At 70.0% G+C, this 15190-nt stretch carries 15 protein-coding genes; 2 read left to right on the plus strand and 13 right to left on the minus strand.

Annotated features, from left to right (window positions below; all coding sequences use genetic code 11):
• Positions 1-38: 38 nt before the first annotated feature.
• The 9 genes from N5079_RS25375 to N5079_RS25415 all read right to left on the minus strand — a co-directional run bounded on the left by N5079_RS25375 (position 39) and on the right by N5079_RS25415 (position 8617).
• Complete coding sequence (locus tag N5079_RS25375; RefSeq protein WP_410007827.1) at positions 39-308, minus strand: acylphosphatase; 270 nt, start codon at positions 306-308, stop codon at positions 39-41.
• A gap of 50 nt (positions 309-358) precedes the next feature.
• Complete coding sequence (gene mutM / locus N5079_RS25380) at positions 359-1297, minus strand: bifunctional DNA-formamidopyrimidine glycosylase/DNA-(apurinic or apyrimidinic site) lyase (RefSeq protein WP_261586569.1); 939 nt, start codon at positions 1295-1297, stop codon at positions 359-361.
• Between the two features lie 177 nt (positions 1298-1474).
• The gene (rnc, locus tag N5079_RS25385) at positions 1475-2200 is read right to left on the minus strand and encodes a ribonuclease III (RefSeq protein WP_261586585.1); all 726 of its coding nucleotides are present in this window, start codon (positions 2198-2200) and stop codon (positions 1475-1477) included.
• 270 nt (positions 2201-2470) lie between these two features.
• Positions 2471-2650 (minus strand): 50S ribosomal protein L32, encoded by a 180-nt coding sequence (rpmF, locus tag N5079_RS25390; RefSeq protein WP_261586570.1) that lies wholly within the window; start codon positions 2648-2650, stop codon positions 2471-2473.
• Between the two features lies 1 nt (position 2651).
• On the minus strand, positions 2652-3206 hold the full coding sequence (locus N5079_RS25395; RefSeq protein WP_261586571.1) for a YceD family protein: 555 nt from the start codon (positions 3204-3206) through the stop codon (positions 2652-2654).
• 70 nt (positions 3207-3276) lie between these two features.
• Positions 3277-3753 carry a pantetheine-phosphate adenylyltransferase gene (coaD, locus tag N5079_RS25400; protein WP_261586572.1) on the minus strand — a complete coding sequence of 159 codons (477 nt, stop codon included), beginning with the start codon at positions 3751-3753 and terminating at the stop codon, positions 3277-3279.
• 15 nt (positions 3754-3768) lie between these two features.
• Complete coding sequence (rsmD, locus tag N5079_RS25405; RefSeq protein WP_261586573.1) at positions 3769-4338, minus strand: 16S rRNA (guanine(966)-N(2))-methyltransferase RsmD; 570 nt, start codon at positions 4336-4338, stop codon at positions 3769-3771.
• A 433-nt stretch (positions 4339-4771) separates the two neighbouring features.
• The gene (gene recG, locus N5079_RS25410) at positions 4772-6961 is read right to left on the minus strand and encodes an ATP-dependent DNA helicase RecG (RefSeq protein WP_261586574.1); all 2190 of its coding nucleotides are present in this window, start codon (positions 6959-6961) and stop codon (positions 4772-4774) included.
• Between the two features lie 81 nt (positions 6962-7042).
• Positions 7043-8617 (minus strand): DAK2 domain-containing protein, encoded by a 1575-nt coding sequence (locus N5079_RS25415; protein WP_261586575.1) that lies wholly within the window; start codon positions 8615-8617, stop codon positions 7043-7045.
• A gap of 213 nt (positions 8618-8830) precedes the next feature.
• Between N5079_RS25415 and rpmB the strand changes: the two genes are divergently transcribed.
• Positions 8831-9016 carry a 50S ribosomal protein L28 gene (gene rpmB / locus N5079_RS25420; protein WP_203945893.1) on the plus strand — a complete coding sequence of 62 codons (186 nt, stop codon included), beginning with the start codon at positions 8831-8833 and terminating at the stop codon, positions 9014-9016.
• Positions 9017-9253: 237 nt separating this feature from the next.
• On the opposite strand, the gene N5079_RS25425 is transcribed toward rpmB, so the two are convergent.
• The 4 genes from N5079_RS25425 to thiD all read right to left on the minus strand — a co-directional run bounded on the left by N5079_RS25425 (position 9254) and on the right by thiD (position 13916).
• Positions 9254-10486 carry a cytochrome P450 gene (locus N5079_RS25425; protein WP_261586578.1) on the minus strand — a complete coding sequence of 411 codons (1233 nt, stop codon included), beginning with the start codon at positions 10484-10486 and terminating at the stop codon, positions 9254-9256.
• 132 nt (positions 10487-10618) lie between these two features.
• Complete coding sequence (locus N5079_RS25430; protein ID WP_261586579.1) at positions 10619-12016, minus strand: NAD(P)/FAD-dependent oxidoreductase; 1398 nt, start codon at positions 12014-12016, stop codon at positions 10619-10621.
• Complete coding sequence (locus tag N5079_RS25435; RefSeq protein ID WP_261586580.1) at positions 12006-12236, minus strand: ferredoxin; 231 nt, start codon at positions 12234-12236, stop codon at positions 12006-12008. Before N5079_RS25435 ends, N5079_RS25430 begins: the two co-directional genes overlap by 11 nt.
• An 885-nt stretch (positions 12237-13121) precedes the next feature.
• On the minus strand, positions 13122-13916 hold the full coding sequence (thiD, locus tag N5079_RS25440) for a bifunctional hydroxymethylpyrimidine kinase/phosphomethylpyrimidine kinase (RefSeq protein WP_261586581.1): 795 nt from the start codon (positions 13914-13916) through the stop codon (positions 13122-13124).
• A gap of 530 nt (positions 13917-14446) precedes the next feature.
• Here thiD and N5079_RS25445 point away from each other — a divergent pair.
• Positions 14447-15190: hypothetical protein (locus N5079_RS25445; protein ID WP_261586582.1), on the plus strand; the 744-nt coding region annotated here is incomplete at its 3' end.

The raw sequence follows: 15190 nt of genomic DNA on the forward strand, positions 1-15190 counted from the left end.
AGGTAAATATACCGCATTTGGGTGGTTTGAGGGAAGCCCTACCTCTCTACAAACCCCGCCATACTTCCCTTAGCATCACTCCAACGCTCGACCACCCCCTCGACCTGGCCGGGCGTGTCACCAGCACGTAACATCGCGAGCAGTTTGTCGCACGATTCCCTGGGACCTTCGGCCACGATCTCAACCCTGCCGTCAACCAGGTTCGCGGCCCAGCCGGCCAGGCCCAGTTCGAGCGCCCTGGCCCGGGTCCACCACCGGAACCCGACACCCTGCACCCGTCCCCTGACCCACGCCGTCAACCGAATCACGCTTACAAGTATCCAAACGGGTCCGGGCGCGGCCACGCCGGGGGCACTGTTCACGGCCTGGCGTTCCTGGGCCGGGGCTGGCACTTCGGGCAGCTGTAGGACGACCTGTTCATGAAGGCCTCGCGCCTGATCGGCGTCCCGCACCGGCGGCACGGCTCGTCGCGCCTGCCGTACACGGCGAGGGAGCGGTCGAAGTAGCCGCTCTCGCCGTTGACGTTCACGTAAAGGCTGTCGAAGGACGTGCCGCCCTGGCCGAGCGCCTCGGTCATGACCGCCCGGACGGCCGACACCAGCTCGGCGATCTTCGGGCGGGTGAGCGTTTCGGTCGGCCTCGCCCAGTGCAGCCGGGCCCTCCACAGCGCCTCGTCGGCGTAGATGTTGCCGACACCGCTGATCAGCGACTGGTCGAGGAGGGCTCTCTTGATCCCGGTACGGCGGAGCCGCAGGTCGATCGCGAACTCGTCGTCGTCGAACGCGTCCTCCAGCGGGTCGGCCGCGATGTGCGTGATCGGCTCGGGAACCGGGCGCGGCAGCCGTACGACCATGGGGGCGACCAGGACGTGGCCGAACGTGCGCTGGTCGACGAAGCGCAGGTCCGGGCCGCCGTCGGTGAAGCTGAGCCGTACACGCAGGTGCTTCTCCGCGGGCGCGAGCGGATCGACCACGAGGAGCTGGCCGCTCATGCCCAGATGCGCCAGCAGCGCCTCGTCACCCTCTTGGCTGAATTGGCTGAATTGGCTGAAGACGCCCTGCTCGCTCTTGCCGGTCGGGGCGCCCGGCTCGGCCGGCTCGTCGCGGAGCGGCAGCCATAAGTACTTGCCCCGGCGCTCGGCTGACAGAACGGTACGGCCCTTGAGCTGGTCGGGCAGATCCCCCGCGTTCCGGCGGACCGCGCGCGGGTGGAGCACCTCGGCGGACGCGATCGTACGGCCGGCGACCCAGCGTTCGAGACCGCGCCGGACGACCTCGACCTCGGGCAGTTCAGGCATGCCGCTCCGACCCCTCTCGCTCGTTCACGCCTCGCTCGTTTCGGACTGGAGCGCCGTGACTTCTCGGCTGGAGTTCTGTGACCTTCCGCCAGACCGCTGTGACTTCCCGGCTCGCTTGACCGCCGTGACTTCCCGTGGGAGCCGCGTCACTTCGCGCGGGAGCCATGTGACGCGAGCTCAGGCCCGGCCGAGACCGGCGCCCTCGCGGGCGTCCCGCAGCGCGCGGATCGCCGTCCAGGCCGCCTCGGCCGCCTGCTGCTCGGCCTCCTTCTTACTGCGCCCGGCGCCCGTGCCGTACTCCCGCCCGCCGACCCGGACGGTCGCCACGAACGACTTGGCGTGGTCGGGCCCGCTCTCGTCGACGTGGTACTCGGGGACGCCGAGCATCTCGGCGGCGGTCAGCTCCTGCAGCGACGTCTTCCAGTCGAGCCCGGCGCCCAGCGAGGCCGACCGCGTGATCAGCGGGTCGAACAGCAGGTGGACGACGCGGAAGGCCTCTTCCAGGCCCTTGTCGACGTAGACCGTGCCGATCAGGGCTTCCAGGGTGTCGGCCAGGATCGACGACTTGTCGCGCCCGCCCGTGCCCTCCTCGCCGCGGCCCAGGCGCAGATATTTGCCCAGGTCGAGGGTCCTCGCCACATCGGCGAGCGCCCTCATGTTCACGACGGCGGCGCGGAGCTTCGCGAGCTGCCCCTCGGGCAGGTCGGGATGGCCGCGGTAAAGGGTGTCCGTGACCACGAGGCCTAGGACCGAGTCGCCCAGGAACTCCAGGCGTTCGTTGGTCGGCAGGCCGCCGTTCTCGTACGCGTAGGAGCGGTGCGTCAGCGCCCGCTCCAGGATGTCCGTGCTGAGCCGCACATCGAGCAACTCCCGCAGCTCATCACGGGCGACCTCGACGGCCACCGGCTTCACCGATGATGCGCCCACGACTTTTCCTCCTGACTTCATGCATGGCGGGGCCGAGCACGGAGGCAGGTGGATCGCTGGAAGCCCGAAGGCGTGGTGGACGCCGGGCCACCGATGATCGGGGGCCCCGGCGTCCACCACGGCCTCGGGCACGCTGTGATGGTCTTCTTCTCGCTCCAACCGCCACCGCACGCGCCTGTAAAGCAAGGTAACGCCGACCGGGTCGATTGACGATCCGGCCGGCGTCCCCCTCCGCTTATGGCGCGATCAGGCCGACGGCTCGATGACCTGACGGCGGTTGTAGGTGCCACAAGTCGGGCACGCCACGTGCGGACGCTTCGGCGAGCGGCACTGCGGGCAGCTCACGAGCGCGACCGCGGCGGCCTTCCACTGGGACCTGCGGGCGCGGGTGTTGCTCCGCGACATCTTCCGCTTGGGGACGGCCACGTCAACCCTCCTGATCGTCTTCGTTGTTCACAACCAAGCCCTGCAGCGACGCCCAGCGCGAGTCGATCTTCTCGTGTCCGTGGTCAGGGCCGGCCTCCGCCAGCTTGACCCCGCATTCCGCGCAGAGACCGGGGCAGTCATCACCGCACACCGGGCTCAGCGGCAGTGCGAGCACCACCGCGTCACGGAATACCGGCTCGAGATCGAGCAGTTCGCCGTCGAGGAGTTGATCGTCCTCTCCAGCGTCCTCCGCCGAGTAGAAGAAGAGCTCCTGGAAGTCGACCTCGATCTCCGAGGTCAACGGATCCAGGCAGCGCGAGCACTCTCCGCTGAGCGGAACCCGCGCCGTGCCCGTGACGAGCACGCCCTCCATCACCGCTTCGAGCCGGATGTCCAGCTCGACGTCGGCGTCCTTGGGAACGCCGATCATTCCGACCGCGAGGTCCGCCGGAGCCGGGAGGACCGGAGTCATCTTGCGCATCGACCCTGGTCGTCGCCCTAGGTCATGGGTTGAGATCACCCACGGGGCTCGGGGGTCGAGGCTGCGCAGAGTCATCCTGCTCTCGTTAGGCATGGCGAATCACCGCCGTCGTGCAAGGCTGAAAGGAAAGAATACCAGCCTGTTGTCAGCCTCTGAGCCGCTCGACGAGCAGCTTGTGAACGAGGTCGGGGACCAGGCCCGATACGTCACCACCATACCGCGCGATCTCCTTCAGCCTGCTCGACGACAGGAAGGAGTACTCCGGGTTGGTGGACATGAACAGCGTTTCGACACCGGACATCCGGTAGTTGAGCTGGGCCATCTGCAGCTCGTAGTCGAAGTCGCTGACCGCGCGCAGCCCCTTCACGATGGCCGGGATGCCCTGCTGCTTGCAGTAGTCCACGAGGAGCCCGTGGAACTTCTCCACCCGGACGTTGCCGTACTCCCTCGTCACCGACTGGAGCATCTCTATCCGCTCGTCGATCGTGAAGAGGCTCTTCTTCTCAATGTTGATCAGCACCGCCACGACGACCTCGTCGTACAACCGAGAGGTCCGGCCGATGATGTCCAGATGTCCGTTGGTCACGGGGTCGAACGACCCCGGACAGACGACGCGACGCAAGGCGCACCCCCACGTTTACGGGTTCCCGGCTGCGCGACCGTACCAAACGGCCGCTTCACCGTAGCGACGGACCCTGTCTTCTTCGAATCCCGGTGGCCACACCAGGTCCTTACCCCTCGACTCCCGTTCCACCGCGATCAGGGCGTCCCCGGCCAGCCAGCCGTTGTCCCGCAGCGCCTCCAGCACGCGCGTGACCGCCTCGTCGGAGACCGCGTAGGGCGGGTCCGCGAAGACCAGGTCGTACGGCTCCGCGCACTCCTGGGCCACGACCCGCTCGACCTTCTCCGGCCTGAGGGACGCCCCCGGCAGCCCGAGCGAGGCGATGTTCTGCCTGATGGTCCGTACGGCTTTCGCGTCCGACTCGACGAGCAGCGCGTGGGCGGCGCCCCTGCTCAGGGCCTCCAGGCCGACGGCGCCCGATCCGGCGTAGAGATCGAGGACCCGGGCCCCGTCGAGCGTGCCGAGCAGCGAGCCGACGCTCGCGAACAGCCCTTCCCTGGTCCGGTCGCTCGTCGGTCTGGTCGCCCTGCCCGGCGGTACGGCGAGCCGGCGGCCCCCTGCGGTCCCTGCGATCACCCGCGTCATCCGCCCATTCTCCCGCCCGGCACGGCCGTGGCGCGCGGGCGGGCCACCACGAGCGGCGATCCTCCCAGGTCAAGAGTGGGCAAGGGACGGCGAGGAATAGGTAAGAGCGGTATCGCGGACCCGTCCGCATCCGCATGATGAGTTCTGCGGCCTTCAAGGTGACCCAGGGGAAGGCCGGCCGGCGTGATCGTGAGCCCTTCCGCACGTCGGCGCCCTCGGCACCTGACCCGAGGGTGGGCCCAGCCGGGGACGGCATTCGGGGGGAGGCCGTCCCATGGCTGGGCCCTGGGTCATTTAAAGGCCCAGGGCGCTCGGCCCGGCAGCGTCTCCCGGCCATTGAGGCCTTGCCGAGACCTTCTGGAACTCTCGGGGACTCTCGGGGACTCTCGGGGACTCTCGGCGGCTTCGGAGAGACTCTCGGAGATCTGCCGCGTCACGCCTTTTCGAGATAGTCCGCCTTCTCGTCGGCGACGACGGCGTCGAGCTCGGCCCGCAGGGCGGGGTGTGCCTCCAGTTCGGGATCGGCGGACAGGACCGTCACGGCCTCCTCGCGGGCGGCCTCGATGACGTCCTCGTCGCGGAGGAGCTGGAGCATCTTCAGCGACGACTTGCGGCCCGACTGGGCGGCCCCCAGGACGTCACCCTCGCGGCGCTGCTCCAGGTCGACCCGGGACAGCTCGAACCCGTCCAGGGTGGCCGCCACCGCCTCCAGACGGGCGCGGGCGGGCGTCGCCTCCGGCGCCTCGCTCACGAGCAGGCACAGGCCCGGCAGGCCGCCCCGTCCCACCCGGCCGCGAAGCTGGTGGAGCTGTGAGACGCCGAACCGGTCGGCATCCATAATGATCATGACGGAGGAGTTCGGCACGTCCACGCCCACCTCGATCACCGTGGTGGCCACCAGGACGTCGATCTCCCCCTTGGTGAAGGCCCGCATCACCGCGTCCTTCTCCTCGGGCGGCAGCTTGCCGTGCAGCACCTCGACCCTCAGCCCGTGGAGGGGGCCGTCCGAAAGCATCTCGGCGACCTCTAGGACCGCCAGGGGCGGCCTGCGCTCCTCCTCGTCCCTGTCCACACCCCTGTCCAAACCCCCGTCCACGTCCCCCTCGTCGCCCTCCTGGTCGCCGATGCGGGGACACACGATGTACGCCTGGCGGCCCAGGGCGACCTCCTCGCGGACCCGCTGCCAGGTGCGGTCGAGGAAGTGGGGCTTCTCGGCGGCGGGCACGACATGCGTCGAGATCGGCGCCCGGCCGGAGGGAAGCTGGGACAGCGTGGAGACCTCCAGGTCGCCGAAGACCGTCATCGCGACCGTCCGCGGGATGGGGGTCGCCGTCATGACGAGAACATGCGGGCGCCCGCCGCCCCCCTTCTCGCGCAGCGCGTCACGCTGCTCGACGCCGAACCTGTGCTGCTCGTCCACGACGACCAGCCCGAGGTCGGCGAACTGCACATGCTCCTGGAGCAGGGCATGGGTGCCGACCACGATGCCGGCCGCCCCCGAGGCCGCGTCCAGCAGCGCCCTCCTGCGAGCGGCGGCGCCCATCGAGCCGGTCAGCAGGGCGACGACCGTGCCCCCGAACATCCCGCCCGTGGCGAGGTCGCCCAGCATGCCGACGATCGACCGGTGGTGCTGCTGGGCCAGCACCTCGGTCGGCGCCAGCAGGACGGCCTGGCCGCCGGAGTCGACCACCTGCAGCATGGCGCGCAGCGCGACCACGGTCTTGCCCGCGCCCACCTCTCCCTGCAGGAGGCGGTGCATCGGGTGCTCCCCGGCGAGATCGGCGGCGATCTCCTCGCCCACCTCCCGCTGCCCTTCGGTGAGCTCGAACGGCAGCCTGGCGTCGAAGTCGCCGAGCAGCCCGCCGGCGCGCCCGGGCCGCGGCCTGGCCGGCCAGGCGGACGCCGCCAGCCGCCGCCGGACGAGCACGGCCTGCAGGACGAACGCCTCGTCGAACTTCAGCCGGCTCCGCGCCCGGGTGATCTCCCCGAAGTCCCTGGGCCGGTGGATCTGGCGCAGCGCGCCCTCCAGCGTCGCCAGCCCGTGCCGCGCCCTCACCTCGGCGGGAAGCGGGTCGTCCAGACTGAGGACGTCCAGCACCGTGCGGACGGCTCTTCGGATCTTCCAGGTGGCGAGGCCCTGCGCCGAGGGGTAGATCGGCACGGGCGCGGACGCGAACTCCTCCGCCGTCTCGGCCGTCTCGTCGAACGACTCGTAGTCAGGATGCGTCAGCGACACCCGCCTGGTCTTCGAGGCGGCGAAGACGTCGACCTTGCCCGAGAACATCGCCTCGGTGCCCGGCGTCAGCCGGTTCTCGGCGACGTAGGCCCCCTTGCCGAAGAAGGCGAGGTGCAGCCTGTCCTTGCCGTCGGTGACCTGCACGTCGAGCCAGGTGCCCTGCCGGTTCTTCATCGGGCGGCGCATCGCGGACGACACCTTGCCGACCACGGTCACGTGCTCCCCGTGCTCCAGCGACGCGATGGGCGTCAGCTCGCCGCGCTCCGCGTACCGCCTCGGATAGTGCCGCAGCAGCTCCCCGACCGTCGTGATGCCCAGGGCGCTCTCCAGCGGGGCGGCCGTCTTGTCGCCCAGGGCCCTCTTCAGCGGCTCGTCGAACCTCGTCACGCCACCAGTTTCTACCCGGGATCGCCGACAATCCCGCTCAGTCGCCCGCTACTCGCCCCTCAATCGCCCCTCACTCGGCCCTCACTCGGCTCCGATGAGGAGCGGATAGCCGCCCTGACCCCCTTCGTAGACGGTCACCTCGATGTCCGGGCGGGCCCGCTCCAGATGGTCCTGTACGGCCCGCAGAAGCCCCTCCGGGGCGTCGGCGCCCGTCACGAGCGTCACGAGTTCGCTGCCGCCGGACAGCAGCCTGCGGGTGATCTCGACGGCCGTGTCCGCGAGAGCCGTACCGATCAGGGCGACCTCGCCGTCCACGACGCCCAGCACGTCGCCGGGACGGCAGAGCCCGGCGCTGGTCATGGCCTCGCGGTTGGCGATCCAGACGTGGCCGTGCCGGGTGTGCCCCGCGGCGTCGGTCATCGTAACGATGTCGTCGTCGAAGCGGCGGAGCGGGTCGTGCACCGCGAGAGCGGCGAGGCCCTGGACCGACGCCTTGGTGGGCAGCACGCTCACCGTGAGGCCCTCCTCACGGGCTATCTCGGCCGCGGCCACGGCCACGGCGTGGACGCCGCCGTCGTTGGGCAGCACGGCGACCTCGGCCCCGGCCTCCCGGATGGCCTGAAGGACCGCCGCCAGGCGTGGGGTCGAGCCGGGCTCCCGCAGGACGACGACAGCCCCGGCCTGCCGGAACAGTTCGGCCAGGCCCTCTCCGGCCGCGACCGCGACGACGCCGCGCTCCCGGCTGGGCTCGTGCGGGCGCCCGCCGAGATAGGTCACGCGGATGCGGTGCGGACGGCCCAGGCCCATCGCGGCCTCGATCGCCGCCCCGGCGTCGTCCACGTGGACGTGGACGTTCCACAGACCGTCCCCTCCGACGATCACCAGGGAGTCGCCCAGGGCATCGAGCGCGGCCCTCAGCCGGTCGACGTCGTCCTGACCGGCGTCCAGCAGGTACATGACCTCGTAGCCCAGGCCGGCCTCGGCCTCGGCCGTGATCTTCTCGGTCGTGATCTTTTCTGGTGGAGCCGGGACCTCGTGCCTGTCGCTGTATGCCTCGGCGACCACCTCGGACAGGCTCTCGAGGATGATCGCCAGCCCGGCCGCGCCGGCGTCCACCACGCCGTTGCGGGCGAGCACGTCGAGCTGCCCGGTGGTCCGGCGCAGCGCCCTGCGCGCCTCCTCGGCCGCGCACCGCGCCACCTCGGCGAGATCGTCCGGAGCGTCCCGTACGGCTTGCGCCACCGCCGCCAGCACGGTGAGCAGGGTGCCCTCCACCGGCCGGACCACCGCCGCCCTGGCCAGCTCGGCGGCCTTGAGGAGACCGTCACGTAAATCGGCTCCCCGGCCCTCGGCCTTCCTGAGCACCTCGGCCATCCCCCTGATGGCCTGGCTGACGATCACCCCGGAGTTGCCCCGAGCGCCGATGAGGGCCCCTCGGGCGAGCGTCTGCCACGTCGTGTCGCTGCCCGCGTCGCGCGGCAGGGCGTCCAGGGCCTCGGCCGCGGACAGCAGGGTCAGGTGCAGGTTGGTCCCCGTGTCGCCGTCCGGGACGGGGAACACGTTGAGCGCGTCGATCTCGGCCCTCGCCTGGCCGAGAGCGTCCGCGCAGTGCCGTGACCAGCGCCGGACCGCGGGGGGATCGAGCACCTCCAGCATTGACGCCGTCCTTCCTACTGGGCGCGCTCCGGCCCCCCGATGCGCTACGGTTGGCTGGATACGAGATTATCCCCGTTCGCCGGGATCCCCGTTTGGCGTGGACCGGCCGACATCGGATATCCTCGTCTGGCCAGCCGGTTGTCCCGGCATTGCTCGGATGAGCCGCTCTACCGGCGGACCGGGCCGATCGACTGATTCAAAGGAGCGATTACCGTGGCTTCCGTCTGCGACGTCTGCGCCAAGAAGCCGATTTTCGGCAACAACGTCTCCCACTCGCACCGCCGCACCCGCCGCCGCTGGAACCCGAACATCCAGACCGTGCGCGCGGTGGTCAACGGGACGCCGAAGCGGCTGAACGTGTGCACCTCCTGCATCAAGGCAGGCAAGGTCACCCGCTAGACCCTCTGGACCCCAGGTCTCCGCGTAAGCCCGTCACCGATCCGGTGGCGGGCTTTCGCGTTGCCCCACCAACCACATTGGTGATCATGTGGTGATCATGTGGTGACCATGTGGTGATCATGCACAGGTTCCCGTGCACATGATCTGCGCAGCGCCCACCTCGCACGTGATCATGCACAGGTTCCCGTGCGCATGGCCTGAGCAGCGCGAACATCGTGCGTGATCATGCACCCGAGCTCACGGGGCGATGCCGTCGATCTCGACGAGGAGGTGCCGGGGGCCGCGCAGGACGGGGTTCTGCCGGTAGGGCGGCGGGTCGGCGACGAGCCGCGGGTTCTGGAGCCGCCGCGCGAGCTCGACGAGCGCGATCTGGCCCTCCAGCCGGGCGAGCGGCGCGCCGAAGCAGGTGTGGATCCCGCTGCCGAACCCGAGATGCTGGTTGTCCCGCCGCTCGGGATCGAACCGGTCGGGGTCGTCGAAGCGCAGCGGATCACGGTTTCCCGAGCCGAGCACGAGGGTCATTGGAGCGCCCTTCGGGATGAGGACGCCCGCGATCTCGATGTCGGCCAGCGTGACCCGCTGGGGCAGCAGGTGGACAGGCGGCTCGAAGCGAAGCAGCTCCTCCACCGCGCCCACGGCCAGCTCCGGCTCGCGGCGTAGCCGTTCGAGCACGTGCGGGTGGCGCAGCAAGGTCAGCATCCCGTTGGTGATGAGGTTCACCGTGGTCTCGTGACCGGCGATGAGCAGCAGCACGGCGGTGCTGATCAGCTCCAGCTGGGACATCGGCCCATCCGGGCCGTGGCCGGTCACCAGGGCGGAGACCATGTCATCGCCGGGCTTCCGGCTGCGGGCGGCCACGAGCTCCCCCAGGAAGCGGCCAAGCTCCAGCCTCGCCCGCTGCGCGGTGCGCTGCCGCTCGGCGGGATCGTCCCAGGCGGCCAAGTCAAGAGTGGAGACCAGCAGATCGACCCAGTCGCGGAAACGCGGCTCGTCCTCGCGCGGCACCCCGAGGATCCGGCAGATCACCGTGACGGGGAAGGGATAGGCAAAGTCGTCGACGATGTCGACCTGGCCCTTGCCCTCGAAGCCGTCGATCAGGCCGCCGACGATCCCGGCCAGCTCGGGCCGGAGGCTGTCGACGTACTCGGGGCTGTGCGGCGGGCCGAAGGGCCGCATCGCCTGACGGCGCAGCCGGTCATGCGCGGGCGGGTCGAGCCTGATCATCGAGGGAGGCAGGGTCGCGTCCTCTTCCTCGATGTCCGGATCCGCCCACGGGCCTGCCAGGTTCCGCCTGTCGGAGCTGATCCGCGGGTCATGGAGAAGCGAGTGGATCTCCCAGTAGGTGCTGACGACGTACGTGCCGTCCTCCTGCCTCGCCACCGGGGTCTTCCTGAGCTCCGCGTAGAGCGGGTAGGGATCGGCGCGGCTACCGTAGTCGGTGATCCGCTTGAGCATGGTGTCCGGCGTCATGGCTGGTCTCCTGAGGTGTCTCCTGAGGTGTCTTCCGTACGCCTTGGTCTGGCTTGGTGTGCCTTCTGTGCCGTGCCTTTGGGCGTACGCCAGGCCGTACGGGATCGGCCGGGGCGCGGCGACGTCGGGCGGTCATGCCCGCGCGGGGGTGAAGACGACGCGCTGGTCGTTCGGCAGGTGGCCGGTGATCGTCACTGTGGCGCCGTGGCTGGGCAGAGCCGGATCCGGGAACTCCGGGGACATCGACCGCATCACCGGTGGCCGGTCAACGGGGACGAAGGACGGCGGGAACGGCGCCGCCGCCATGATCAGCTCACGGTAGAAGTCGAGCCATTTCGCCTGGTCGAATGCGACCGCCGCGGTGACGCGGCCACGGTGCCCATACGCCGCGACGAACCGGCGCTCCTCGAGCGAGCCCTGCATGACCATCATCTCGTCGGCGAACGTCGGCACGCCGACCGATCGGATGCTCACGCCGAACTGGGTGGACCAGAAGGCCGGGATCGCGAGATGCGGGCGGCGGGCCGAGCCGCAGCTGATCATGTTGTGCCCGGCGACCTCGGCCTGGGCGACGGCGTTGCCCCAGTGTTCGAGGAAGAGGAAGTTGTACTCGTAGAGCGGGTTCGGGGCACGCGCCACGTCACCGGCCACGAACACGTCGTCGGTGACGATTCCGTTGACGTCGAAGGCTCGGCAGCCCGCGTCACAGGCCACGCCACGCGGGCCGGCGGCCAGGCCGGACCCGGCGAGCCACTCGGTGTTGCCTATCGACCCGAGGCAGACGACCGCCGCGTCCACGTCGATGGCGGTGCCATCGGACAGGTGGGCCCGCCTCAGCCGCCCGGACGGGTCCCCCTCCAGGGCCGTGACCGTCACCCGGCATCGCAGGTCGACGCCGTGCTCCCGGTGCATCCGCGCGACGACCGAACCGATCACGCCGCCCAGCGCCCCGACGAGCGGGACCGGCCCGCGTTCCGCGACCGTCACCTCCAGGCCCAGCTCACGGCAGGCGGAGGCGACCTCCGAACCCATGAACCCGGCGCCGATGACCAGAACGCGCCGCGGCCTCGCCGCGAGCCTCCGGCGCAGCCGGGCCGCGTCGCCGTTCGTGCGCAGGACGAACACCCCGTCGAGATCGCGCTCGTTCTCGTTCGGCCAGGGCCGGGCGCGGACGCCGGTCGCGATGAGGAGGCGGTCGAAGCCGATCTCCTGCCCGTCCGCGAGGCGCACCCGATGGGCGTCCAGGTCCAGCCCGATGGCGGGCACGCCGAGTCGCCAGTCCGCGTCGATCTCGCGGCGTCGGGGCAGAGCGGTGTGCTCGGCGGGCACCATCCCGAGCAGTACCTGCTTGGAGAGGGGCGGCCGGTCGTACGGCTGATCCGGCTCGTCGCCAATCATGGTGAGTGACCCGGTGAAGCCCTCCTCCCGGAGAGTCTCCGCGGCCCTCAGGCCGGCCAGGGAGGCGCCGACGATGACGATGTGGCCGCCCTTTTTGAAGGCATGCGCCCGTTCCGGCCCGTCAGCGGACATGGGTGCCCTCCTGAGCGGTGGCCGGGATCTCGGTCTGGTCCACGAGGATCGCCTGGACCGGACAGGCCGCGGCTGCTCGGCGGACGCGATCCCACTGCGCGTCATCAGGGTTGGGGTCGTAGAGCAGCGCCTCCTCCCCATGCATGGTGAACACGTCGGGCGCGAGGAAGGCACACTGCGCGTAACCCTGGCATCGGGTGAGGTCGACGACGAGTCTCATTCGGACGCCGCCCTTTCTCCGCATGTTCTCCGTCGGCGGATCAATCAATCCAATCGAGGTCAGAATGGTTCTCGCCACATATATCGCGCCATAGTACGCAGCGCCGCCTCGGGGCCGAGTAGCATTATTTGCGATTATTTGATGATTTACGGCGATACAGCTTGCCGTACCGGCCAAGCTGCGACGATCAAGAGTCGGCGACAGGCCCGAGGCGGCGCGATCGGATTGAGGCGCTTGAAAATTGCGGCCGTTGTATACACGTCTGCGTAGGCGCCTGCATAGGCGCCTCAGCAAGGGGCGGTGCTCAGCCAGCGATCGCGCCGAGTCATAAGGAAGCCGGGAAAAGGTCAAAGAGATTTGCCCGAGGATGGCCAGGCTGCCCGAGCGCTGTGAAACCGGTCCCCCCGTGCCTCTTCGCATTGATCGTCTTCCTGATGGCCTCCGGTATGGTCACGCTCCTGCTGCACACCTTCCGGCACCGGCCCGGCTCACCGGCACCACGCTCGAAGTCCGCGGCGCGCGGCGGAACCGGCGGGCGGACCTGGCGAGCGTTACGGTCCCATCGAGTCGGTGGCCAGGCCCATCACCGGCAATCCTCACCACGACGGCATCGCCCGCCGCCGCACTGCGCGCCTCATCGCCAGGAACCCCTCGGGCAAGGTCGTACGGCTCGACCTCCGCGAGACGAGAGGCGTTCTGCTGCTCGGAACCGACCTCAACGCCCTCGCAGGCGCGATCGAGTCGGGCACCCGGGTGGAGCCGGACGCCGGGCAGCGACTGCGACGGCGACCGTCCTCCGCCGCCTGCGACCCTGTCGCACGCCTGCTGACACGCAGGGCCCCTGCCTCGCGTAGGGGGCAGGGCCCCTGCGCGGGAGCGGCACTTTCAGGAGGTGCGCCAGCGCCAGGCGTGGTCGACGGGGCCGATGCCGGATCCAAGAGGAAACCCGTAGGCGATCGCTCCCGTGACGTACTCCTTGGCCAGCCGTACCGCACCGGGGACGTCCTCGCCGAGCGCCAGGTGGGAGGCGATCGCGGAGGCCAGCGTGCATCCGGTGCCGTGAGTGTGCCGGTTGTCGAGCCGCTCGGCATGGAACCGGTACTGCTTGGACCCGTCGGTGAGCAGATCGACCGGCTCGCCGGGAAGGTGCCCACCCTTGATCAGCGCCCATTCCGGGCCCAGTGCCAGTACGGCTTCCGCGGCCCGGGGCAGATCGTCCTCGTTCTCGACCTTGACCCCGGTGAGCTGTTCGACCTCCCACAAGTTGGGGGTGACGACGGTCGCGGTCGGCAGGAGCCTGCTCTTGACCGTCCCCACGGCTGCCGGAGCGAGCAGGGAGTCGCCATGCTTCGAGACGCCGACGGGGTCCACGACCACGGGCGCGGACACTCCGGAGAGCACCTCGGCCACGGTCTCCACGAGAACGGAAGAAGCCAGCATTCCGGTCTTGATGGCCTGTGCGCCGATATCGCCGAGAACCGAGTCGAGCTGAGCCTTGACCGCCTCCGGCGGCAGCTCCCAGTAGCCCTGGACGCCCAGCGAGTTCTGCGCCGTCACAGCGGCGATCACACTCATGCCGTGAACGCCCAAAGCCAGCATCGTCTTGAGATCGGCCTGGATCCCGGCGCCGCCGCCCGAATCCGAGCCGGCGATCGTCAGCACCCGTGGGGGGGTCGTCATGTGCCCATCAAATCAGGCGGGTCTCCGGGCCCCGAACACCCCGGTCACCCGACACCATCCGGCACCTCGCGGCCGTTCGGTGCGAGGCTGTCGGCTGGTAGCGGTTTGACGCGCGGATAGACATGCGCCCACAGCGGCCGGGCCTCGTGGTGCTGCAGGACAAGTGCAGCCGGAGCCATCACGTAACCCGGGGCGGTCACATCGCGAGCGAAGGTGCAGTGGCCGTTGCCGAGCCCCGCACTCGGCCGTTCCGAGGCCGGTCGCTCAGCCGTTCCGAGGCCGGTCGCCAAGTGCCATAGCCCGTGACCTGCTCGCCGTCGCCGACCGTGTGCGGGTCCTCGATCACGCACTCATGGACGGTCGCCTTGGCGATGAGTCGCAGCCTTGCGAGCCCGGAGCGTTAGGTAGATCTTTCCGTCCCCCCTGCGACCTGCGGTTTTCTAGTGGATCAGGCTCGGATTTGTCGTAGGTGCTGGATAGCGTGAGGGCAGTTCTTGGGACGGCTCGGATGCGCGGGGAGGTGCCTTTCGATGGTCGGACCACCGATCGACCTGCTGGGTTCCCTTCGTACGGCGGGCGCATCCAAGCGCAAGCTGCCCGAGATCCTCAAGGGCACTGTGCTGGACCCTGACTACGTCCCACCGCAGCGCCCGGCCGACGCCCCGGCCGACGAGGCGGACGGCGACGCCTGGCAACACGAGGCATACCGGCAGTTCGTCCGGGGGTCGTCGGCCGCCGCTGGTAGCTCCGCTGGCCCCTCCGATCGCTCCGCCAGCCCAGATGGTCCCGCCCCCTCCGCCAGTGCCCCCTCCGGCGGCGCGCCCTCTGGCGGTGCCTCCTCTGATGGCGCGCCCTCTGGCGGTGCCTCCTCTGATGGCGCGCCCTCTGGCGGTGCCTCCTTCGGCGGTGAAGGGTCTGATGGTGAAGGGGCTGGCGGTCAGCCGGTGGGGTCGGAGGTGCTGGTGTCCGAGTTGCGGGAGCAGGCGTCCCGGCTGGCGGTGGCCGACCTGCCCGGCACCGCCGCCATCTGCCTGGCCGAGGCTGAGGAGTTGCTGTACGCCCGGGACCGGTTGATCTCGGCGGTCGCCGCGCGGGTGGGCCGGGTCCACGCCACCGGGGAAGCCAAGAGCGTTGGGTATGCCTCGACCGGGACGTGGCTGCGTGGCGCTGCGGGGATGACGGGTGCGGGGGCGTCGCGGCTGCTCCGGCTGGCCACGGAGCTGGCGCGGCTGCCTGTGGTGCGGGGCCGGTTCGCGGCCGGCACCCTGCCGGAG

The organism is Planotetraspora sp. A-T 1434, assembly GCF_025420585.1.
Classification (GTDB): Bacteria; Actinomycetota; Actinomycetes; order Streptosporangiales; family Streptosporangiaceae; genus JAOEGB01.